Source organism: Nonomuraea terrae, from assembly GCF_044465245.1.
GTDB classification, from domain to species: Bacteria; Actinomycetota; Actinomycetes; order Streptosporangiales; family Streptosporangiaceae; genus Nonomuraea; species Nonomuraea terrae.
Map to the genome: position 1 here is coordinate 335,584 of NZ_JBITLL010000006.1, position 21,167 is coordinate 356,750.

Sequence of the window (21,167 nt, forward strand, 5' to 3'; positions counted from 1 at the left end):
CAACCGGCTCAACAGATCCTAGGCCGCCGTGATTCCCAGCCCTACCCCCCGACGCGGCGACGACGCCCGGACAACCGAAAGAGCCCGCCGAAGCGGGCTCTGACGAGGTGTTTCCTGCCTACCAGCGGCCCAGGGCGGGCTTACGCAGGTTCTTGCAGTTGAACGGGTCGACGATGTCGATGCGGACCCTTTCGGTGGCCCGCTTCTTCCACGAGGCCACGACGAGGGCCTCCTGGCCGTTGTACTGGCCCCGGTCGACCGCGAACACGTCGAGCTTGCTGCGCTTGGAGACCGCGGAGACGCACTTGGCGACCTGGTCGCTCTCGGAGGAGGCGCCGTTCAGCGCGGGTGCGGGGCCGAGCAGGTCGTTCAGCCGCATCCGCAGTTCGTGGTCGCTGTAGTTGTGGTCGCTGTTGGTCACGACGTACGCCCGCGCGCGCGTCTTGTCCCGCCCCGGCTGCGCCGAGGGCTGCGCGGACGACTGCGACGGCAGGGCGATCGGTGGTGCGACGCTCGCACCGTCACCGCCCGCCACCAGCAGGCCGGTCGCGGTCACCGCCGTGCCCACCACCGCCACCGCCGCGGCGGCAGCGACCGCCGGCATCGCCCAGCGGCGCCGCCGTGGGGCCCGGCGCCGGGCCGGCACGATGCTGCCGTCGTCGGCGACCACGCCGAGGCGCACCGGCTGCTCCGGGGTCTGCTCGGGGGCCTGCCGCGGGACGTCGCCGGAGGCGGCGGGCCGCTCCCATGGGGCGTCCCGCATGAGCTCGTCCCAGTCCGGCGGCTCCGCGAGACCGACGCCACCGCCCCGCCGGGACTCGGCCTCGACCGCCAGCGCCTTGTCGATGCGTAGTGCGACGCCCATCGGCATGGCCGGTGTGGGAGTCGCCGCGAGCACCTCGCGAACCGCCGCAAGGTCGGCCAGCAGCTCCCCGCAGGGGTCGCAGACCGCGAGATGCTCGCGGACCCGCTGTGCCGTGTCGGCGTCCAAGAGACCCTCGGCCAATTCAGCAAGGATCTCCAGATCGTAGTGCGTATCACCCGTCACGAAGTTCTGCTCCCTTCGCGGATGAGACGCGATTGGCTTCGGATCGGTTCCGCAGATGCGAAAGAATTGGGGCAAGTTTCGCGCGTCCTCGGGCGCATCTGCTCTTCACCGTGCCGCTGGGCACTTGGAGCACCTGAGCTGCGTCTTCGACCGAATAGCCCATCATGTCGACCAGCACCAGGGCCGCCCGCTGGTCGCCGGGCAGGAGTTTCAGCGCGGCCGAAACCTCCATGGAGACCTCGCGCTCCAGGGTCTGGTCGGGCATCGGGGTCTCGCGCTCGGCGGCCTCGATGAGCTCGTCGTCGGCGACCGGGCGGACGGACTTGCGCCGCATCCGGTCGAGGCAGGCGTTCACCACGATGCGGTGCAGCCACGTCGTGACGGCGGCCTCACCGCGGAACGAGCCGGCCTTGCGGTAGGCGGAGACGAAGGCGTCCTGCACGGCGTCGGCGGCCTCGTCAGGGTCACCCAGCGTCCGCAGGGCGACCGCCCACATGCGGTCGCGGTGGCGTTTGACGATTTCGCTGAAGGCGTGTGGATCCCCGTTGATGTGCGCGGTCAGCAGCTCGGCGTCGGTGACCGACGGCCGCTCCGCTGATGAGGGTGTCTCGGGTGGGGAGTTCACAAGAGGGATTCCTGATTATGCCGATCCGGGAGAGTGCACCACTACCTCATAGATGGTGCCATGAAAAGTGCCTGCATCCGTCGGAACACGCGTAAACCAGATCAAAACGTACTGGCCGCTTGTCGCCTGCTCGGGAGTCAGGGTGGTCTTGCCCGACGCGTCCTTGGCGGTCGCCACCGTCTTCAGCGAGCCCAGCTCGGCGGAGTCGCCCACCTTCAGCTCGACGGTCGCGCCGGACGCATCCGCCAGCGTAACTTCGACGTCGCCGATCTGCATCGACTTGCCCATGTCGAGCAGCAGGCCGACGCCGTCCTTCAGCCGGCCCAGATCGGCGCTGGTGTAGGTCTCGGTCTTCCACAGCGTGCCGGGCTTGCCGTCGATGGCGAGCTTGGCGATGTCGGACTTCTCGTCGCCGTCGCCCAGCGGGTCGAAGCCGCTGGCCTTGTCGGGTTTGACCGCCTCCATCTCCTGGGCCGTGACCGGCGCGGTGGTGGCGGGCGTGGTGCCCCCGGCCTCGACGGGATCGGTCGGGCTGCCGAGGCTGCGGCCGATCGTCCACGCGCCGACGCCTACCGCCACGATGACGAGCAGCACCACCACCGTCATCAGCACCCGGTTGAGCGTGCCGCCGCCACCTCCGTTGCTGATCGGGCGGGGCGCGGGCGGCCGCGGCTGCATGGCGGTCTGCTGGCGGTGCGCGATGTCGAGGCCCTCGGTGTGCGAGGCCGAGGCCACCGCTGGGGTGGAGGGGTAGGAGATCGGGATGGGCATCGGCCTGGCCACGTCGGCCAGCGCCTCGGCCACCTCGGACGGGCTGGACAGGGGGCTCTGCCCCCTGCGCGACTCGGGCAGGCAGGCGCGCACGGTGACGGTGTCGAGGTAACCGGGAACGCCGGCCGTGACCTGACGGGGCGAGCAGAAGTGGCCGTCGGTCATGGGAGCCGCCGGCAGGCCGCCCTCTTCTTCGTCGCCCGGCCAGTGACCGGTCAGCCCGGCGTACAGCAGCCGGCCGAGCCCCTCGGCGTCGTCGAGCGCGGGCTGATCGGTGGTGAGACCGGCCAGAGCGGCGTCGACGGCCACGCCGAGCACCTTCACCGTGTTGCCGTTCGTCCACATCAGATGGGCGGGGCGCAGGCACAGGTGGTAGAGCTGGGCCTCGTGGGCGTGCGCCAGCGCCTCCGCCGCCTCGGCGACCAGGCCGGCGGCCCGCTCCGGCTCCAGCGGCCCCGAGGCGAGCAGGTCGGCCAGCGTCTCGCCGGTGACCCACTCACTGACGACGTAGGCGGCCTTGTCGTCCTCGGCGGCGTCGAAGACCTGGGTGATGCGCGGGTCGGTGAGCCGGCTCGCCGCGCGGGCGGCCGTGACGACCTCATGGACGCGCGGGAAGTCCGGCGAGAACGTGTGCACGGCGACAGGCCGGGCGAGGATCTCGTCGATGGCCTTCCACAGCGTGGCACCATCGGACTCGCTGACGCGATCCTCCAGCCGGAAACGCTCGGCGAGACGGGTGCCGGGTTCGACGGCCGACGTGCTCACTGGCTCTCTCCGCTGCGCCGATCGGGCGTGCTCATGACTCGACTCACCTGCGTGGGCGTGTCCCACGAAGGCCCGCTATGCCGGGTGGATCCGCCCACGCCCCTCCTGCTTCCATTCGCGCGTGTCGGGCTCCATGGTAGTGCCGAGGAGATTCCGCCCGCGTTCTTTACCGACCTACCCGTCTTGCGACCATCCCAACGATCGAGTTGACCTCAGGAATGCGCATTCTGTGGGCCACGCCGAGATACAGCAGCATTCCCAGGCCGCCGCCGATGGCAAGGACGATCACCGAGTTGAGGAACCCTAGCCCGTCGAGCGTCTCCGTGACCACCCACACGCTCGCCAGAGCCAGCACGGCGGTGGGCAGGGCGGCGAGATACATCCTGGTCATCGCCATGCCGACGGCCCATCCGCCCAGGCCCTGGACCCGGCGACTGGCCAGGATCCAGGCCACCACCGCCCCCAGCGCGTACGCGATCGCGTACGCCAGCGCCAGCCCCATCACCGCGTACGCGGTCGGCAGCAGCACGTAGAACAGCACCATGAGGGCGGCGTTGACCGCGGTCGTGCCGGCGCCGATGAACACCGGCGTGCGGGTGTCGCCGAAGCTGTAGAAGACCCGCAGCAGCAGCTGGAAGATCGCGAACGGCACCAGCGCCAGCCCGTAGACCTGCAGCACGTTGCCGATGTAGACGGCGTCGGCGACGCTGGTGGCGCCGCGGGCGTAGATCGGCACGGTGACCGCCGGCCCGAGCACCATCAGCAGCAGCGACACCGGCACCATCACCGAGCAGATCAGCCGCACGCTCGACCCGAACTCGCCGCGCACGTCGTCGAACCGCCCTTCGGCCACCGCCCGGCTCATGCGCGGCAGCATGGCGGTGATCACCGACACGCCGATGACGCCGTACGGGAGCTGGAAGAGCTGGAAGGCCAGGGTGTACGGGGTGATGCCGTGACCGGCCACCACGTCGCCCGCGTCGCTGGCCAGGTTGGTGGTCAGCACGAAGCCCAGCTGGGTGACGATGACGTACCCGATGGTCCAGACGCCCATCTTGGCCATCTCGCCGAGCCGGGCGTTGCGCAGGTCGAAGCGGGGCACGAAGGAGAACCCGGCCCGGCGCAGCGCCACGATCAGCACCATCGCCTGGGCCACGATGCCGGCCGTGGTGCCGAGGCCGAGCAGCGCAAGGTCGCCGTCGGTCACCTTCGTGATGTCGCCGCCGCCCGTGCCGATCGCGGCGTACGCCACGAACACGCAGATGACGACCACGTTGTTGAGCACCGGGGCCCACATGGGGGCGCCGTAGCGGTCACGGGTGTTGAGGATGGCGCCCGCCACCGCGCCGACGCCGAAGAAGGCCAGCTGCGGCAGGATGAAGCGGGCCAGCGTGACCGCGACCTCGAACTTCCTGCTGTCGTGGTCCCAGACGGTGTAGAGGTCGATGAGCAGCGGCGCGGCCAGCACGGCGAGCGCCGCCACGATCATCAGCGCGACCGTGGCGAGGGTCAGCAGCCGCTGCTCGTAGGCCCGGCCGCCGTCGGGGTCGCGCTGCTGCGCCCGCACGATCATCGGCACGACGACGCTGCTCAGCACGCCGAGCAGCAGCAGGTCGAGGATGCTGTACGGGATCGCGTACGCCGCGTTGTAGGCGTCGCCCAGCGCCATGGTGCCGATGGCGTAGGCGAGCACCATCGTCCGCACGAACCCCGTGACCCTGGACACCATGGTGCCCGCCGCCATGATGGCGCTGGCCCGAAGCATGCGGCTCATACGGTCTCACTTTCCGGGGACTTGGCGGCACGCGCCAGCTTGCGCTGGGACCGGCGCCGCAGCAGCCGCGTCACCACGGCGGCGAGCATCACGGTGAGCGCGGCGCCCACGATCACCAGGGCGATGCCGGTGTAGCCGGTCGTGCGGATGGTCATCCGCTGCGGCTCGCCGTACGGCTGGCCGTCGGCCGTGCGCAGCTGCACGGTCACCGTCGCGTCACCGCTGAGGGCGGCGTTCATCGGCACCTGGACCGTGCCGCTCTGGCCGCCGCCGATCGTCAGCTGCTCCTTGAAGTCGACCTGCAGCACTTCAGGGTTGTTGGACTTGACGTCGACCACGATGTCGACCGGGGTGGTCAGCGAGTTCCGCACGCTGATGGGCACCACGCCGTCGCTGCCCGCGAGCGTACGGGGGCGGTCGGGGCCCGCGCCGGTGATCTGGACCTTGTCGGTGGCCGCGTCGACGGCCGCGCCGACCAGCTTGGTCAGCGCCCGGCCCGCCCGCGCGCTGCCGCGCCAGCCCGACGAGGTCAGCCGCAGCACCGCGGCGTCGAACGCGGGCTGCGTCTTGTTCACCTTGACGATGGAGGTGAGCTGCGCCTGGGTCCAGATCTCCTTGACCGGCTCCAGGTATTTGCGGCTCAGCTCGTCCTTGCGCTGCTGGGCGGTGTAGGTCAGCCCGGCGCGCGGTACGGACGCCTTGCCCGGCTTGATGGACTCCAGGCTGGTCAGCTGCAGCCACGGCAGCCGGCCCGCGGTCTTCAGCAGCGCGGTCACGAGTGACGGGTTGGGGTCCCAGCGCCGCGAGGGGGCGGCCACCAGCGACCTCGGCAGGATCTGGCCGGGCTCGGCGGCGATCATCGCGGTCTCCGCGATGAAGCGCTGCGTGCTCAGCAGCGTGGACGTGCCGGACGGCGGCTCGAACAGCCGGCTCAGCTCGGGGTCGGGCACCAGCGCGGTGACGGGGCCGTTGACCGAGTCGAGCGTCGCGGCGGCGTCGGGGGTGGTGGTGAGCGGCGTCTGCGGCGGCAGGTTGGTGGAGTTGAGCAGCACTCTGTCGACCCCGCTGACCGAGAGCAGGTCGAGGGCGTCGGGGTCGAGCAGGCCGGCGGCCGGCCAGTTGACGTTGGTCTTGGCGTTGCGGCTGAGCAGCGCCTCGGCCTTCTCCGCGCCCAGCTCGATGGCCCGGGAGGGCTGCGTGTCGAGCCCCTGGTGGGCGAGCGCGGCCACGTCGGGGTCGGCGTACGGGGTCGCGACCACGGGGGAGGAGGCCAGGGAGGTGCGCATGGTGGTCAGCCACGACGCCGCCGCCGTGCTGGCCGGCCTGGTCTCCTCGTCGTCGTCGACCTTGACGCGGTAGCCGCGGGACATCGTGTCGAGGTCGTCGAGCAGCGCCGGGTCGACGACCCAGGTCGTGCTGCTCGGCGCGGACTGCGCGATGCGGGCCAGGTCGGCCAGGCGGCCGCGGTCGCCGATCTCCTGGCTGAGCTCGTCGTCGACGAACAGCGGGTCGTCGGTCGCCCGATGGGGCCGGTCGATCACCGGCAGCACCACGGCGAGCTTGTTGCGCGGCGGCTTCGGGGTGGTGGGCGGCGCGTACGTCAGGTAGGTGCGCTGCGTCGCCATGGGCACCTCGTTGGAGGCCACGTCCACGGCGATCGGATAGGCCCCGAACGACCGGTAGCCGAGCTGCACGGGCGTCGCGGTGAACTGCCAGCGCGCCTCGGCCCCCGCGGCCAGCGTCGGGATGTACATCCTGGAGGTCCGGGAGACGTTGGCCGGGACCGGGGTGTTCTGGTCGGTCTGATAGGCGGCCAGGGAGGCCCGGTCGGTGAAGGGCTGCGACTGGTAGCGCAGGCGCACGGAGACGTTGGCCAGCGACGTGCCGGTGTCGTTGCGTACGGTGCCGGTGAAGGTGATCTCGTCGGTGAGGTTCTTCGGCACCTCCGGCGTGATCGACGCGATCGACACCGTCAAGGTCTGCCTGACCTGCGCGGCGAGCACTTCCGGCGCCCGCGCGGCCGCCGTGCTCGGCGCGGCCGCCACCTGGGGGGCGAGCAACGCGGCGGACAGCACGGCGGTCAGCGCGGCCTTACGGATCACGCTGACGCCCGGGCTGGACTACGACGACGCACGCCCGCAATGGTACGGGCTCAGTGCCGTCTCGCGACCGCCCCACGTGATCCTCTGGGGCGCGAGCCGCGTAGATCGACTATCTTGCCCGGCAGGTGAGTCAGCAGGTCGAGGCCGCGAAGGGCGAGCGCGGTGTGCCGCTCTCCGGTGGGCATGAAGATCGTGTCGGCGTCGGTGGGGAGGCGGTCGTCGATGAAGACGGGCAGCGACTCCGGCAGCAGCAGCGGGCAGACGAGCCCGTCGGCGTAGTCGGTGGCGGCGTTGACCACGTGGGAGGGAGCCGGCCGGACCTGCCGCGCGCCGAGCAGACCGCCGAGCGCTCCGGGTCGCGGGGGCAGCGAGACAGGGGAGGTCACCCCGGCGACGACCTCGCGGCCTGCCCTGGTCACCACGTCGAACACCGTCACCATCAGGCACCTGTCATGCGCCGCGGAGACCGTCTCGGGCAGTTCTTCCGCGCATGTCATGGGCCGCGGAAGGCGTACGATCTCATGATGGACCTGGTGTGCGAGGAGCCAGCGGTGGATCGCGAGGGCGTCCTTCATATAGTCCTCCTTGCCTCATTCGATGGCCCCCGACGGTCCTTGGACCGAAGGTAACCCGGACCTGGTGTGGCTCGGGGGATATGTTCCGGAATCAGCCGAAGGACCCGACTCGTTTGTCCGACTCAACTTTGACCGAAAGCCAGCAGCGGGCCATGACCGACCTGTTCCGCAAGATCGCCCCGGTGGCCGACGAGCTCGGCCGCCTCTTCGCCGCGCAGGGCCATGAGCTGGCCCTCGTCGGCGGGCCGGTGCGCGACCTCCTGCTCGGCCGCATCGGCAACGACCTCGACCTGACCACCGACGCCCGCCCCGAGCGGGTGCTCGAGATCGTCAAGGACTGGGCCGACTCCGTCTGGACGATCGGCATCGACTTCGGCACCGTCGGCCTGCGCAAGGGCGGCTGGCAGATCGAGGTCACGACGTACCGCAGCGAGTCGTACGACCCCAAGTCGCGCAAGCCCGACGTGATGTACGGCGAGACGCTGGAGGCCGATCTGGAGCGGCGCGACTTCGCGGTCAACGCGATGGCCGTGCGGCTGCCGTCCCACGAGTTCGCCGACCCCTACGGCGGGCTGCGCGACCTGCGGGCCAAGGTGCTGCGCACGCCGGGTCCGGCCGAGCGCTCGTTCGGCGACGACCCGCTGCGCATGCTCAGGGCGGCCAGGTTCGCCTCCCAGCTCGGTTTCACCGTCGACCCCGCGGCCCTCGAGGCCATGACGGCGATGGCCGAGCGCATCGAGATCGTCTCGGCCGAGCGCATCCGCGACGAGCTGGACAAGCTCGTCTGCGGCGCGGACCCGCGCGAGGGCCTGCGGCTGCTGGTGCAGACCGGGCTGGCCGCGCGCGTGCTGCCCGAGCTGCCCAAGCTGCGCCTGGAGATCGACGAGCACCACCGCCACAAGGACGTCTACGAGCACAGCCTGACGGTGCTCGACCAGGCCGTCGCGCAGGAGGAGGACGGTCCCGACCGCATCCTGCGCTGGGCGGCGCTCATGCACGACATCGGCAAGCCCAAGACCCGCCGCCACGAGCCCGGCGGGCGGGTGTCGTTCCACCACCACGAGGTGGTCGGCGCCCAGATGACGAAGAAGCGCATGACCGAGCTGAAGTTCCCGAAGGACGTCGTGGCCGACGTCGCCCGGCTGGTCGAGCTCCACCTGCGCTTCCACGGCTACGGCACGGGCGAGTGGACCGACGCCGCCGTGCGCCGCTACGTCCGCGACGCCGGCCACCTGCTCGACCGGCTCCACAAGCTGACCAGGGCCGACTGCACCACCCGCAACAAGCGCAAGGCGGCGGCGCTGTCGCGCACCTACGACCAGCTCGAGGAGCGCATCGCCCGGCTGGCCGAGGAGGAGGAGCTGGCCAAGATCCGGCCCGAGCTCGACGGCAACGAGATCCAGCGCGTGCTGGGCGTCGGCCCGGGGCCGGTCGTGGGGCGGGCCTACAAGTTCCTGCTCGACCTCAGGCTCGACAAGGGCATGATCGGCAAGGAGGCCGCCACCGAGGCGCTGCTGGAGTGGGCGAGGTCAAACGACCTGGGCGCGTGACGACGAGGTGACCGCCCGGTAGGCGAGCGCCGCCACCGGGTAGCCCACCGAGATGATCACGACGGCGAGGTACGACTTGCCGTCGGCCGGCAGGATCGCCGCCGCCACGGCCGCGGCGAGCACGTACATGCCGTTGAAGAGCATGTCGTAGATCGAGAACGCCCGGCCGAGGTAGATGTCCTCCACGTCGCGCTGGACGGCCGTGTCGGCGCAGATCTTGACGCTCTGCCCGGCCACGCCCAGCACGAACCCGGCCACCGGCAGCCCCCACTCCTGGAACGGCAGCACCAGCGCCGCCGTCAGCACCCCTGCAGAGGCCAGCGCGATCGGCACCCACCGCTCGATCGTGAACCGCTCGGTCGCGTACGGGGTGATGATCACGGCCATGAAGTAGCCGAAGCCGGAGGCGGCCACCACCAGGCCGATGCCGCGCAGCGCGGCGTCGGGATCGCCGTCGGTGAAGTAGTAGCGGTAGAGGATGATGCCGAGCGCCGTGCACATGCCGTACAGGAAGCGGTGGGCGGCCAGCGCGCCCAGGGTGCTGGCGGCGCGGCGGTGGCGCACCAGGTGTTTGGCGCCGTCGGCCAGGCCGACGACGACGTTGCGCAGGGCCTCGCGGGCCTGCGGCCGCTCGGGGTCGTCGGACGGGCCGAGCAGCCGGCGGCCCATCGTCCGGGCGACCAGCGCGCTCAGGCCGAACACCACGCCCGAGACCACCATGAGCAGCGCGACGCCGAAGTCGCTGCCGCCGAAGATGTCGCGCAGCAGGAAGCCGACGCCCGCGCCGATGAACGTGACGACGGTGCCGGACGTGGGCGTCACCGCGTTGGCCGCCATCAGCCGGTCGGCCGGCACGACGTGCGGCAGCGAGGCGCCGAGCGCGGCCAGGAAGAACCGGTTGACGCCGAGCACGCCGAGCGCCGCGGCGTAGAACGCCGGGTCGGGCGCGTCGGTGGCCACCAGCGCCGCGGTCACGAACAGCAGCAGGCCGCGGATGAACGGCGCGATCATGAGGATCTGCCGCCGGGACCACCGGTCGATGAAGACGCCGACGAAGGGGCCGAGCACGCTGTACGGCAGCAGCAGCACCGCCAGCCCGGCGGCCACCTCGAGCGCGGTCGTCTGGTTCTCGGGGCTGAAGAAGGCGAACCCGGTCACCGCGAACTGGAAGATCCCGTCGGAGAACTGGGAGACCAGCCGGGTGCCGAACAAGCGCCGGAAATCTCTGCCCTGGAGGACCACGCGTAGATCGGCGACGAAAGACACGCCGTCAGCCTAGCCCCCGCCACCCATCGCTCACGAAGCCGCGAAGTCTGAGGCCGCAGGCCAAGATTGCATACCGAACGGGGTTCCGAACGGCCAACATGATCACGTACGCTTCGAAGCGTGACGACTGAGGAACACGTGGTGCTCGTCGATCGTGCCGGCCACGCGCTGGGCACGGCGCCCAAGACGTCGGTGCACGGCCACGAGACCCCCCTTCATCTTGCGTTCTCCAGCTACGTCTTCGACCGCGAAGGTCACGTGCTGCTCACCAGGAGGGCGGATCACAAGATCACGTGGCCGGGGGTGTGGACCAACAGCTGCTGCGGCCACCCCCTGCCCGGAGAGCCGCTCGACAACGCGGTCGTGCGCCGGCTGTCGTACGAGCTCGGCCTGGAGGTCGAGCGCGTCGACCTCGTGCTGCCCACCTTCGCCTACCGCGCCGTCATGGCCAACGGCATCGTGGAGCACGAGCTCTGCCCGGTCTACCGCGTCATGGTCGACGCGTCCGCCCGGCCCAACCCGGACGAGGTGGGGGAGGTGCGCTGGATGCCGTGGAAGGAGTTCGCCGACGGCGTCAGGAGCGGCCTGCTCGCGATCTCGCCGTGGTGCAAGGAACAGGTGCCGCTGCTGATGGAGCTGGGCGCCGACCCGCTCGCCTGGCCCGCGGCCCCGACGACGGCCCTCCCGCCCGCGGCCCGCCCGTAACCGCCGTAATCCGTGACCGGGCGTAGTCACCGTAGAAGGAAAGGCGCCGCATCCCTGCGGGGACACGGCGCCTCACAAGAGCGGGGTCAGCGATCGACCTCGCCACGGATGAACTTCTCGACGTAGTCGCGGGCATCGTCGTCGGAGTACTGCTGCGGCGGCGACTTCATGAAGTAGGAGGACGCCGACAGGATCGGACCGCCGATGCCCCGGTCGAGCGCGATCTTCGCGGCGCGCACCGCGTCGATGATGATGCCGGCCGAGTTGGGGGAGTCCCAGACCTCGAGCTTGTACTCCAGGCTGAGCGGCGTGTCACCGAAGGAACGCCCCTCCAGGCGGACGTACGCGAACTTGCGGTCGTCGAGCCACGGCACGTGGTCGGACGGGCCGATGTGGACGTCGGCCTTGGCCATCTCGTGGGGGATCTGCGAGGTGACCGACTGCGTCTTGGAGATCTTCTTCGACTGGAGGCGGGTGCGCTCCAGCATGTTCATGAAGTCCATGTTGCCGCCGAAGTTGAGCTGGTACGTACGCAGCAGCTCGACGCCGCGGTCCTCGAACAACTTGGCCATCACGCGGTGCGTGATCGTGGCGCCGACCTGCGACTTGATGTCGTCGCCGACGATCGGCACGCCCGCCTCGGTGAACTTCTCCGCCCACTCGGGGTCGGAGGCGATGAACACCGGCAGCGCGTTGACGAACGCGACCTTCGCGTCGATGGCGCACTGCGCGTAGAAGCGGTCGGCCTCCTCGGACCCCACCGGCAGGTACGACACCAGGACGTCCACCTGGTTGTCCCGCAGCACCTTGACCACGTCGACGGGAGCCTCGTCGGACTCCTCGATGATCTCCCGGTAGTACTCGCCGAGGCCGTCGAAGGTGTGGCCCCGCTGGACCGTCACCCCGAGGGGCGGCACATCGGTGATCTTGATGGTGTTGTTCTCGCTGGCGACGATCGCCTCGGACAGGTCGCGGCCGACCTTCTTGGCGTCCACGTCGAAGGCCGCGACGAACTCGACGTCGCCGACGTGGTAGTCGCCGAACTTCACGTGCATCAGGCCCGGGACCCGTATGTCCGGGTCGGCGTCCTTGTAATAGTGAACGCCCTGGACCAGCGAGGACGCGCAGTTGCCGACACCGACAATGGCCACGCGAACCGAACCCATCGCACTCGCTCCCTTACTCATCAGTTGACGTGGTATCTCTTTCGGGCCTCTCCTCTGAAGAGGCCCGACGTTCCGTTGCGATCAGCTCGTTCAGCCAGCGCACCTCGCGCTCCACCGACTCGAGCCCGTGACGTTGCAGCTCCAGCGTGTAGCTGTCGAGCCGCTCCGCGGTGCGTGCGAGCGCGGTGCGCACCGCGTCGAGCCGCTCCTCCAGCCGGCTGCGGCGGCCTTCGAGGATGCGCAGGCGCACTTCGGCCTCGGTGTGCCGGAAGAAGGCGAAGTGCACACCGAAGCTCTCGTCCTCCCACGCGGCAGGACCGGCCTGGGTCAGCAGCTCCTGCAGTCGTTCCTTGCCTTCGGCGGTCAGCTTGTAGACGATCTTCGACCTGCCGCCGACGATCGCGGTCGGAGCGGGCTGCTCCTCCGCGATGAGGCCTCGGGCCAGAAGTGATCGCAGACAGGGGTACAGCGATCCGTAGGAGAACGCACGGAACATCCCCAGCAGGGCGTTGAGCCGTTTGCGCAGCTCGTAGCCGTGCAGCGGGGTTTCGTGCAGCGACCCGAGCACGGCCAGCTCCAAGACCCTGCCCTGTCCGCCGGCCATCGGAACCGCCCCCCTCTCGCGTCGATGTATCGAGCCGATACATCCCGAGGATACGTCCGCCCGCTATATGGCCGCAATCGGCAAATCGGGCAAGTCGTTGGGATGAACCGGAGAAACGCCGTAGTCTGGCGCACATGTGGTCACAGCGAAGGGTGGTGGATTACGGCCTCGCCAAAAGGGCGGTGGTCCACTCTCTGCGTGCCGGCCGCACGTTACGCGGCGAAGTCTTTGACGCACGGCCGTACCTCCTTCGCGCGGCCCGCCACTTCGGCGAGCCGACCGAACGCCTCTGCCCGGTGTGCGAGAAGGAGAACGTCACCAACGTGACCTATGTTCATGGCGATTCCCTGGGGCGGCATGCCGGTCAGGCAAAGGTCACGTCAGAGCCCGCTGTCATGGCTCATGATTACGATGAGTTCCGGGTGTACGTTGTCGAGGTCTGCCAAGGTTGTTCCTGGAACCACCTGACGGTGTCGTACGTCCTCGGGAACGGACCGCCTGACCTCGTCGGCCAAGCGTGATACCCGAGGGCGGCGAGGAGCCTCACGCCCAACCGCCGTTTTTGTTCCGACGACGTTGCGAGGACGTGTGAGTAACAGCATGAATGAGGGGGCGGCGCACCAACCCCGCCCGGGGAGACGCCGTCGTTCCAGCTCATCCCGTTCTGTGCCCCCAAGTTCTCCGCCTCAAACCGGCGAATCCGGCTGGGGCGAGGCCCCGCCGCAGCGCAGGCCGGAGGCCGCCTACGAGCAGACCGGCGCCATGGCCGCGCAGCCGTACGACGAGCCGCCGCGCCGGCCGGCACAGCCCGCGCCCCGCCGCGACGTCACCCAGGAGGGGCCGCGCACGCGCGCCCGCCAGGAGACGCGCGGCATGAGCGACCAGGAGACCATCGTCAGCGACGGCCCGCGCCGCTCGCGCCGGCGTGGCGAAGGCGGGCCGCCCCAGCCCCCCGGCCCTCCGGTCAAGAAGGGCGGAGGTCGCGGTGGCTGGCGCAGGTTCGTGCCCAGCTGGAAGATCGTCGTGGCGGGCGTCGTCATCCTCACCGCCGGCCTCTTCGGCATGGTCATGGTCGCGTACGCCAACACCCCGGTGCCGGACTCCAAGCAGGCCGAGGCGCTGGCGCAGCAGAGCACCATCTACTACCGCGACGGCAAGACCGTCATCGCGCATCTGGGCTTCAAGCGCGAGATCGTGCCGATCTCCAAGATGGCGCAGAGCGTGCGTGACGGCGCGGTGGCCATCGAGAACCAGTCGTTCTACGAAGACTCCGGCATCTCGATCCCCGCCATGTTCCGCTCGGTGTGGATGACCGCCACCGGGCAGCAGGTCCAGGGCGCCTCGACCATCACCCAGCAGATGGCCCGTGGCTACTACGACGGCCTCAGCCAGGAAGTCTCCATCCAGCGAAAGGTCAAGGAGATCTTCGTCGCGGTCAAGCTCGACGAGAGCATGACCAAGGACCAGATCATGGAGACCTACCTCAACACCATCAACTTCGGCCGCGCGTACGGCGTCGAGGCCGCCGCCAAGGCGTACTTCGGCAAGAAGGTCACCGCCGCGAAGCTCACTCCCGAGCAGGGCGCCTACCTCGCCGCGCGCATCCAGCAGCCCGCCTGGGACGCCGACGAGCCCGCCCTGCAGGCGCGCTTCAAGATCGTCATCAACAACATGGCCGAGCAGTGGCCCGACCGCTACGGTGACCTGCCCCAGACGGCCAAGTTCCCCAAGACGGTGAAGAGCGGCGACGCCAACGAGCTGGGCGGCCTCCGGGGCTACATGGTCAAGGAGGTGCTGAACGAGCTGGAGCAGCGCGGCCTGGACGAGGACGAGGTCAAGAGCGGCGGCTACGACATCATCTCCACCTTCGACAAGAAGCTGATGCAGGCCGCGAAGACCGCGGTGACCAGCACCACGAAGGGCATGTCCAACGAGTTCCACGCGGGCCTGGCCGCCGTCGACCCGAAGAACGGGCGCGTGCTCGCCTTCTACGGCGGCGACGACTACCTCAGCGACCCGTGGAACGAGCCCTTCCAGTCGCAGAAGCAGGCCGCGTCGGCGTTCAAGCCGTACGTGCTGGCGGCCTGGCTGCAGGCCGGCTACTCGCTCAAGAGCTTCGTGCCGGGCAACGAGACCGTGCCGAAGGAGCTGCCCGGCCAGCAGGAGGGCGGCATCACCAACAGCCACAACGTCGGCGCCGCCGTCGACGTGGTCAAGGCCACCGCGCAGTCGGTCAACACCGCGTTCGTCTCGATGGCGTACGCGCTGCCGAACCAACTCGACGACGTCAAGAACCTCGTCGAGGCGGCCGGCTTCAACCAGAAGCGCATGGAAGACGACATCGCCGAGCACCACTACCAGTTCGCCATCGGCAGCGCGCTGGTGACGCCGGTCGAGCAGGCCGCCGGTTACGCGATGTTCGCCAACGGCGGCAAGTACACGCGCTACCACGTCGTGCGCGAGGTCCGGCAGAACGGCCAGGTGGCCTACCCCGAGGTGGCCAACGCCAAGCAGGTCATCGACGCGGGCGTGGCCGCCGACGCCACGACCGCCATGGCGGAGGTGCTCACCACCGGCACCGCGGCGGGCAAGGGCCTCGGGAGCCGGCCGGCCGCCGGCAAGACCGGCACCAACAACGACGAGAAGGAAGCCTGGTTCGTCGGCTACACGCCGCAGATCTCCACCGCCGTCGGCTTCTACCGCGAGCAGTGCGTGACCAAGTCAGGCAAGATCGTCCCGCCCGAGCACTCCAACTGCCCGGTCTTCCGCAAGGGCAGCAAGAAGTACGGCTGGGACAACCCGTACACCTCCCCGAAGGAGACCTCGCTCGGGTTCGAGGGCGCCGGTCCACCCACGATCGTCTGGCAGAAGTTCATGCAGCTCGCCCACGAGGGCCTGCCGGTCGAGCAGTTCCCCGAGCCGGCCGAGGTGGGCCTGCCGGAGAACATCGTGCCGAGCCCGACGCCCAAGCCGACGAAGTCCCCCGAGGACGACCCCTTCGGCGAGGGCGACCCGTTCGGCGAGGACAATCCGTTCGGCGACGGCACCGACGAAGAGTGCTTCGTCAACTGTGACGACGACGTGACGACCGAGGACGACTCGACCGTCGACGACGGCCAGGTCGAGGAGTTCTCCGACAGCCCTGACGAGGTCGGGCTGGCGGGCGGCGGCTCAGCGCCCAGGGCGCGGCCGAGCGGGCAGGAACCGATGTCCACCAGGCCCGAGGACCAGTGACGGTGACCGAGGCACGCGCCCCCTGGGGGGCGCGTGCCGTGCCGTACCTGCCCCTGGGGCTGATCGCGGCCCTGGGGGCGACCCTCGCGTACGTCGTGCGGCTGCCGTGCCGCACGGGCGGCTGGAACGACCAGGTCGCGACGTACACGAACTTCTGTTACACCGACATCTACCCGCTCTACTTCGACCGGGCGCTGGCCACCCAGAACCCGTACTTCGCCGATGTGCCGTTCGACAAGCAGGTCGAATACCCCGTCGTGCTCGGCGAGGTCATGCAGGTGATCAGCTGGATCGCCCGGTGGCTGGAGCCCGACGCGGTCGCGCAGGCCGTGCGCTTCTACGACCTGACGGTCATCCTGCTCGGCGTCTGCCTGGTGGCCGGTGTGCTGCTCATGGCCGCCGTGGCCGGGCCTTCGCGCCGGTGGGACCCGCTCTGGTACGCCGTCTCGCCCGCCGTCGTGCTCGCCGCGTACATCAACTGGGACCTGGTCGCGGGCGCGCTGTCCATGGGCATGCTGCTGGCCTGGAAGCAGCGCCGGCTGGTGCCGGCCGGGGTGCTGCTGGGCCTCGCGATCGCCACCAAGTTCTACCCGCTGATGTTCGTGGGCGCGCTGTTCCTGCTCACGTTGCGCACCGCGCGCTGGCGGCCGTTCCTGGTGACGATCGGCTCGGCGCTGGCCACGTGGCTCGTGGTCAACCTGCCCTTCATGATCTTCGCCTGGGACGGCTGGCGCCGCTTCTACGTCTTCTCCCAGGAACGCGGGGTCGACTGGGGCTCGCCGTGGTTGTTCTTCCAGACCAAGGGCTGGCCGGTCGTCGGCGAGGCCGACGTGAGCACGCTCGGCATGGTGTCGCTGGCCGTGCTCTGCCTGGGCATCGCCGTGCTCACGCTGACCGCGCCGCGCCGGCCGCGGCTGGCGCAGATCTGCTTCCTGGCCCTGGCCGCGTTCATGGTGACGAACAAGGTGTGGTCGCCGCAGTTCGTGCTCTGGCTGGTGCCGTTCGCGGTGCTGGCCCGGCCCAACTGGAAGCCGCTGGCGTTGTGGCAGCTCGCGGAGGTCTGGTACTTCGTCGCCATCTGGCTCTACCTGCTGGCCCAGCCGCCGCTCAGCCGTGACGACCTCGGCATCAGCGACGACACGTACTTCACCGCCGTGTGGGGGCGGGTCATCACGATCGGGATCATGATGGCGTTCGTGGTGCGCGACATCCTGCGCCCGGACAAGGACGTCGTACGACGGACAGGCGTCGACGACCAGACAGGGGGCGTGTTCGACGACGCCCCCGACCGGTTCACGCTGACGTCCGCCCTGAGATGATCACTCGCTCGACCCGGCTCGACGCGCTGCTGCTCTGGTTCGGCTCGCGCGCGGGGCTGCTCGTCGTGACGTTGCTCGGCGTGACGCTGGCCGACTATCTCGACAGGTGGCGCAAGTGGGACGCCACCCTGTTCATCACCATCGCCCAGTACGGCTACGACGGCGAACCCGGCAAGCCTGTGGACGACGGGCTTCCCGCGTTCTTCCCCGGGCTGCCGATGGCGTTGCGGATCGTGCACCTCGTCGTACCGGACTGGGCGGCGGCCGGGCTGATCGTCTCGCTCGTGTCCGGGGCGGTCGCCATGGTGGCGCTGGCCCGGCTGGCCGAGGTCGAGGGCGCCTCCGGCTGGATGGCGGTGGCGGCGCTGCTGCTCTTCCCGATGGCGGTGTTCCTGGCCGCGGGCTACAGCGAGTCGCTCTTCCTGGCCTTCGCGATCCCGGCGTGGCTGGCCGCCCGCCAGGGACGCTGGCCGGTCGCGGTGCTGCTGGCGGCGGGGGCGTCGTGCGTGCGGATCACCGGGTTGTTCCTGGCGGCGGCGCTGGTCGTGGAGTTCGCCGCGCGGGCGGAGTCGCCGCGGCGGGCGGGCTGGCTCGTGGTGCCGTTCGTGCCGCTGGTGGCGTACTCGATCTACCAGTACCGCAGGACCGGCGACTGGCTGGCGTGGAAGCACGCTCAGGAGGCCGGGTGGGGGCGCGACTTCGCCTGGCCGTGGGAGGCGTGGCGGACGACGTGGCACTCGGCCATGGGCTCCGACGACTTCGCCGTGGCGTTCCGGATGGAGCTCGCCGGAGCGGTGGTGGTCGCCGCCGCGCTGGTCTGGCTGCTCGTGCTGCGCCGGTGGAGCGAGGCCGTCTACTGCGGAACGCAGGCGGCGGCGCTGATGACCTCGGCGTACTACCTGTCGATCCCGCGCTCGCTGCTGCTGTGGTTTCCGCTGTGGGTGGTCTTCGCCCGCCTCGCCACGCGCAGGGCGTGGGTGTTCGTGCTCTACTCGGCGGTCTGCGGACCGCTCATGCTGCTGAACGCCGGACGGTTCCTGAGTGGCGCCTGGGCAGGCTGATGTCTATACCCGATTGTGTTTCTCGGTAATCCAAGGAAGTTATCCACAGCCTGTGTGTAAACGCTAGAGGTTCTTCCTCAGGAAGGCGATGTCGTCGGCCTGGCCCTCGGCCGGCGTCTCCACCACGATCGGCGCACCGGCCGCCCGGCAGACCGCGAGGATCAGCTCGGAGTCGATGTTCCCCTTGCCCAGGTTGGCGTGACGGTCGGCGCCGGAGTCGAACGCGTCGCGCGAGTCGTTGCAGTGGACGAGGTCGATGCGGCCGGTGATGGCCTTGACCCGGTCGACCAGGTCGACCAGCTCCTCGCCGCCGGCGTGGGCATGGCAGGTGTCGAGGCAGAAGCCGACGTCGAAGCCGTCGAGCGCGTCCCAGAGCCGGGCGATGCGCTCGAGTTTGCGGGCCATCGCGTTGCCGCCGCCCGCGGTGTTCTCGATCAGCACGGGGACGGGGCACTCCATGCGCTCGAACACCTTGCGCCAGTTGTCGAACCCGACCTGCGGGTCGTCGTTCTTGTTGACGTGGCCGCCGTGCACGACCAGGCCCTTCGCGCCCAGCCCCGCCGCCGCCTTCAGGTGCTGCTCCAGCAGCTTGCGGCTGGGGATCCTGATGCGGTTGTTGGTGGTCGCCACGTTGATCAGGTAGGGGGCGTGGATGTAGATGTCGACGCCCTCGACCGGCTTGGCGGGCAGCACGGGCTTGTCGTAACCCTGCGGGTCGCCGAGGAAGAACTGCGCCACCTCGGCGCCGACCGCCGCGGCGTGGGCGGCGGGGTCGTCCTGGTCGACATGAGCTCCGATGCGCAGCATGTCATCGAGCTTATCCGTTTCGCAGGCACTGCTCAGGGCAGTCGCCAACCGCCCCCTATGCGAGGAGAAACGACATGTCACGCTGGCGCTTACGCGCGCTGATCTTATTGGTCTACGTGGTGATCGGGATCTACGTGGCCTGGGTGTACGACTACATCACTCCGGGCCTGCTGCGGGACCTCGCCGAGGCGCTGCTCGCCGTGTTCCTGTGGTTCCTGGTCCTGCTCGGCATCGACCTGCACATCGGGTGAGCCGCACACCGCAACGGCCCCGGCGGACGGGGCCGTTCGCCGCGTCGGGCGGCGCCCTTCAGTGGGGGAGGAAGCCGCCGTGGACGATGCCGAGCGCGGCTCCCACGAACGACCCCACCAGCCCGACCACGTTGAGCGCGCGCTGCGGTGTCGTCGCCGAGATGTACTGCGAGTAGAGCCCCATCCCGAAGCCGAGCGTGCCGAACCACGACGAGATCACGTGAGCCGCGGGCCAGAACGCCGCCACGAAGGCCACGACGCCGCAGACGATGGTCGCCACGGCGAAGCCGTTCTCGACCGGGTGCGCACGCCCGTCGGCATTGAGCGTGAGCCTGAACCGCCCCCTTTCGGAGGGCTGGAGAACATGTGGCACTGCCACCACCTCCTTGGTCTTCTTCTGGGCATGCCCAGGTACTGGCGGCTGGTAACCTGGGCACCGCTGCGTTGTGACGGTTGATTGATCCGTCACCCCGGGGTGCCGAAAGGGGCCACCCGGGCTCAGACGTCAGCGTCCTCCTGTCACGGCAGAGTGTCGTGACCGCAAGAGTCCAGAGGAGGTTGGAGTCCCGCATGCGTCGTTACGAAGTAATGGTCATTCTGGACCCTTCGCTCGATGAGCGCACCGTCGCGCCGTCCCTCGACCAGTTCCTCACCGTGGTCCGCAACGACGGCGGCACCGTGGAGAAGGTCGACGTCTGGGGCCGTCGCCGTCTCGCCTACGACATCGACAAGAAGTCCGAGGGCATCTACGCCGTCATCGACCTGTCGGCTCAGCCGGCGACGGTCAAGGAGCTCGACCGGCAGATGAACCTCAACGAGGGCATTCTGCGCACCAAGGTCCTCCGTCCGGACGTGCACTAACCTCCGGCTTTTGTCGGAGGAGCCCCGTACTCTGAGCCGTAACCCAAGCGAAGGCGTGCAGGAAGGCGAGCGCAAGCCATGGCAGCAGGCGACACCGTAATCACCATCGTCGGCAACCTGGTCGACGACCCGGAGCTGCGCTTCACCCCGACGGGGCAAGCGGTGGCTCGGTTCCGCATCGCGTCCACTCCGCGGTTCATGGATCGCCAGACCAACGAGTGGAAAGACGGCGAGAGTCTCTTCCTGACCTGCAACGTCTGGCGGCAGGCGGCGGAGAACGCCGCCGAGAGCCTCCAGCGCGGCATGAGGGTCATCGTGCAGGGGCGGCTCAAGCAGCGGTCTTACGAGACCAAGGAAGGCGAGAAGCGCACGGTCTACGAGGTCGAGGTCGACGAGGTCGGCCCGTCCCTGCGTAACGCGACCGCCAAGGTCAACCGCACCTCCCGTCAGGGTGGCGGCGGTGGCGGCTTCGGCGGCCCGGCCGACGACCCGTGGGCGTCCGCGACCCCGGCCTCGCCCCAGGGCGGCGGCTTCCAGGGTGGCGGTGGCGGCTTCGGCGGCGGCGGCCAGCAGCAGGCAGGCGGCTTCGCCGGCGGCGGCGGCGGTGGCGACTTCAGCGACGAACCGCCTTTCTAAATCCAGTCCACAAGCCCGAGTCCATTCCCGCTCTGACGGCGGGGCTC

The 21,167-nt window shown here is 69.7% G+C and carries 20 protein-coding genes; 9 read left to right on the plus strand and 11 right to left on the minus strand.

Going from position 1 to position 21,167, the window contains the following annotated elements; genetic code table 11:
* Positions 1-118: 118 nt before the first annotated feature.
* The 6 genes from ACIBP6_RS30905 to ACIBP6_RS30930 form a co-directional block, all read right to left on the minus strand.
* Entirely contained in the window at positions 119-1,048 is a 930-nt protein-coding gene (locus tag ACIBP6_RS30905) for an anti-sigma factor family protein (RefSeq protein WP_397057382.1), read from the minus strand.
* Complete coding sequence (gene sigM, locus ACIBP6_RS30910) at positions 1,038-1,673, minus strand: RNA polymerase sigma factor SigM (RefSeq protein ID WP_132612924.1); 636 nt, start codon at positions 1,671-1,673, stop codon at positions 1,038-1,040. Before sigM ends, ACIBP6_RS30905 begins: the two co-directional genes overlap by 11 nt.
* 15 nt (positions 1,674-1,688) lie before the next feature.
* On the minus strand, positions 1,689-3,209 hold the full coding sequence (locus ACIBP6_RS30915; protein WP_397057383.1) for a protein kinase family protein: 1,521 nt from the start codon (positions 3,207-3,209) through the stop codon (positions 1,689-1,691).
* 166 nt (positions 3,210-3,375) lie between these two features.
* Positions 3,376-4,983: a murein biosynthesis integral membrane protein MurJ gene (gene murJ, locus ACIBP6_RS30920; protein WP_397057384.1), complete on the minus strand. Its 1,608-nt coding sequence runs from the start codon at positions 4,981-4,983 to the stop codon at positions 3,376-3,378.
* A complete protein-coding gene (locus ACIBP6_RS30925; RefSeq protein WP_397057385.1) occupies positions 4,980-7,085 on the minus strand; it encodes a DUF6049 family protein in 2,106 nt (701 codons plus the stop codon). Before ACIBP6_RS30925 ends, murJ begins: the two co-directional genes overlap by 4 nt.
* A gap of 50 nt (positions 7,086-7,135) precedes the next feature.
* Positions 7,136-7,660: an aminoacyl-tRNA deacylase gene (locus ACIBP6_RS30930; RefSeq protein ID WP_397057386.1), complete on the minus strand. Its 525-nt coding sequence runs from the start codon at positions 7,658-7,660 to the stop codon at positions 7,136-7,138.
* A 152-nt stretch (positions 7,661-7,812) separates the two neighbouring features.
* On the opposite strand from ACIBP6_RS30930, the gene ACIBP6_RS30935 reads away from it, so the two are divergent.
* Entirely contained in the window at positions 7,813-9,210 is a 1,398-nt protein-coding gene (locus ACIBP6_RS30935; protein WP_397057387.1) for a CCA tRNA nucleotidyltransferase, read from the plus strand.
* Here the strand turns inward: ACIBP6_RS30935 and ACIBP6_RS30940 are convergent.
* Positions 9,190-10,476, minus strand: coding sequence for an MFS transporter (locus ACIBP6_RS30940; RefSeq protein ID WP_397057388.1), 1,287 nt, complete (start codon positions 10,474-10,476; stop codon positions 9,190-9,192). The genes ACIBP6_RS30935 and ACIBP6_RS30940 overlap by 21 nt on opposite strands.
* Positions 10,477-10,596: 120 nt before the next feature.
* Here ACIBP6_RS30940 and idi point away from each other — a divergent pair, with 120 nt between their 5' ends.
* Positions 10,597-11,181: an isopentenyl-diphosphate Delta-isomerase gene (gene idi, locus ACIBP6_RS30945; RefSeq protein WP_397057389.1), complete on the plus strand. Its 585-nt coding sequence runs from the start codon at positions 10,597-10,599 to the stop codon at positions 11,179-11,181.
* 86 nt (positions 11,182-11,267) lie between these two features.
* Here idi and ACIBP6_RS30950 read toward each other — a convergent pair whose 3' ends face one another.
* Positions 11,268-12,347 carry an inositol-3-phosphate synthase gene (locus tag ACIBP6_RS30950; protein WP_132621176.1) on the minus strand — a complete coding sequence of 360 codons (1,080 nt, stop codon included), beginning with the start codon at positions 12,345-12,347 and terminating at the stop codon, positions 11,268-11,270.
* A gap of 13 nt (positions 12,348-12,360) precedes the next feature.
* Positions 12,361-12,951 carry a PadR family transcriptional regulator gene (locus tag ACIBP6_RS30955; RefSeq protein ID WP_132621174.1) on the minus strand — a complete coding sequence of 197 codons (591 nt, stop codon included), beginning with the start codon at positions 12,949-12,951 and terminating at the stop codon, positions 12,361-12,363.
* Positions 12,952-13,085: 134 nt separating this feature from the next.
* Between ACIBP6_RS30955 and ACIBP6_RS30960 the strand changes: the two genes are divergently transcribed.
* The 4 genes from ACIBP6_RS30960 to ACIBP6_RS30975 all read left to right on the plus strand — a co-directional run bounded on the left by ACIBP6_RS30960 (position 13,086) and on the right by ACIBP6_RS30975 (position 18,565).
* Complete coding sequence (locus tag ACIBP6_RS30960; RefSeq protein ID WP_397057390.1) at positions 13,086-13,472, plus strand: DUF5318 family protein; 387 nt, start codon at positions 13,086-13,088, stop codon at positions 13,470-13,472.
* Between the two features lie 145 nt (positions 13,473-13,617).
* Positions 13,618-16,185, plus strand: a complete 2,568-nt coding sequence (locus ACIBP6_RS30965) for a transglycosylase domain-containing protein (protein WP_397057391.1) — start codon at positions 13,618-13,620, stop codon at positions 16,183-16,185.
* A 2-nt stretch (positions 16,186-16,187) separates the two neighbouring features.
* Positions 16,188-17,504 carry a glycosyltransferase family 87 protein gene (locus ACIBP6_RS30970; RefSeq protein WP_397057392.1) on the plus strand — a complete coding sequence of 439 codons (1,317 nt, stop codon included), beginning with the start codon at positions 16,188-16,190 and terminating at the stop codon, positions 17,502-17,504.
* Complete coding sequence (locus ACIBP6_RS30975) at positions 17,501-18,565, plus strand: mannosyltransferase family protein (protein WP_397057393.1); 1,065 nt, start codon at positions 17,501-17,503, stop codon at positions 18,563-18,565. The genes ACIBP6_RS30970 and ACIBP6_RS30975 overlap by 4 nt, the downstream gene beginning before the upstream one ends.
* Before the next feature lie 63 nt (positions 18,566-18,628).
* On the opposite strand, the gene ACIBP6_RS30980 is transcribed toward ACIBP6_RS30975, so the two are convergent.
* Entirely contained in the window at positions 18,629-19,372 is a 744-nt protein-coding gene (locus ACIBP6_RS30980) for a deoxyribonuclease IV (RefSeq protein ID WP_397057394.1), read from the minus strand.
* Between the two features lie 74 nt (positions 19,373-19,446).
* On the opposite strand from ACIBP6_RS30980, the gene ACIBP6_RS30985 reads away from it, so the two are divergent.
* The gene (locus ACIBP6_RS30985) at positions 19,447-19,623 is read left to right on the plus strand and encodes a hypothetical protein (protein WP_165970117.1); all 177 of its coding nucleotides are present in this window, start codon (positions 19,447-19,449) and stop codon (positions 19,621-19,623) included.
* Positions 19,624-19,681: 58 nt separating this feature from the next.
* Here ACIBP6_RS30985 and ACIBP6_RS30990 read toward each other — a convergent pair whose 3' ends face one another.
* A complete protein-coding gene (locus tag ACIBP6_RS30990; RefSeq protein WP_132621164.1) occupies positions 19,682-19,996 on the minus strand; it encodes a hypothetical protein in 315 nt (104 codons plus the stop codon).
* A gap of 197 nt (positions 19,997-20,193) precedes the next feature.
* Here ACIBP6_RS30990 and rpsF point away from each other — a divergent pair, with 197 nt between their 5' ends.
* Together rpsF and ACIBP6_RS31000 are read left to right on the plus strand one after the other, a co-directional pair.
* A complete protein-coding gene (rpsF, locus tag ACIBP6_RS30995; protein WP_106242878.1) occupies positions 20,194-20,484 on the plus strand; it encodes a 30S ribosomal protein S6 in 291 nt (96 codons plus the stop codon).
* Between the two features lie 78 nt (positions 20,485-20,562).
* Positions 20,563-21,120: a single-stranded DNA-binding protein gene (locus ACIBP6_RS31000; protein WP_397057395.1), complete on the plus strand. Its 558-nt coding sequence runs from the start codon at positions 20,563-20,565 to the stop codon at positions 21,118-21,120.
* Positions 21,121-21,167: the final 47 nt, after the last annotated feature.

Bases quoted from the DNA above. Each gene is read 5' to 3' on its own strand.
- murJ (WP_397057384.1), bottom strand. From the start codon at position 4,983: ATGAGCCGCATGCTTCGGGCCAGCGCCATCATGGCGGCGGGCACCATG.
- ACIBP6_RS30985 (WP_165970117.1), top strand. From the start codon at position 19,447: ATGTCACGCTGGCGCTTACGCGCGCTGATCTTATTGGTCTACGTGGTG.
- rpsF (WP_106242878.1), top strand. From the start codon at position 20,194: ATGCGTCGTTACGAAGTAATGGTCATTCTGGACCCTTCGCTCGATGAG.
- ACIBP6_RS30960 (WP_397057390.1), top strand. From the start codon at position 13,086: ATGTGGTCACAGCGAAGGGTGGTGGATTACGGCCTCGCCAAAAGGGCG.
- ACIBP6_RS31000 (WP_397057395.1), top strand. From the start codon at position 20,563: ATGGCAGCAGGCGACACCGTAATCACCATCGTCGGCAACCTGGTCGAC.
- ACIBP6_RS30930 (WP_397057386.1), bottom strand. From the start codon at position 7,660: ATGAAGGACGCCCTCGCGATCCACCGCTGGCTCCTCGCACACCAGGTC.
- ACIBP6_RS30955 (WP_132621174.1), bottom strand. From the start codon at position 12,951: ATGGCCGGCGGACAGGGCAGGGTCTTGGAGCTGGCCGTGCTCGGGTCG.
- ACIBP6_RS30950 (WP_132621176.1), bottom strand. From the start codon at position 12,347: ATGGGTTCGGTTCGCGTGGCCATTGTCGGTGTCGGCAACTGCGCGTCC.
- ACIBP6_RS30935 (WP_397057387.1), top strand. From the start codon at position 7,813: ATGACCGACCTGTTCCGCAAGATCGCCCCGGTGGCCGACGAGCTCGGC.
- ACIBP6_RS30975 (WP_397057393.1), top strand. From the start codon at position 17,501: ATGATCACTCGCTCGACCCGGCTCGACGCGCTGCTGCTCTGGTTCGGC.
- ACIBP6_RS30980 (WP_397057394.1), bottom strand. From the start codon at position 19,372: ATGCTGCGCATCGGAGCTCATGTCGACCAGGACGACCCCGCCGCCCAC.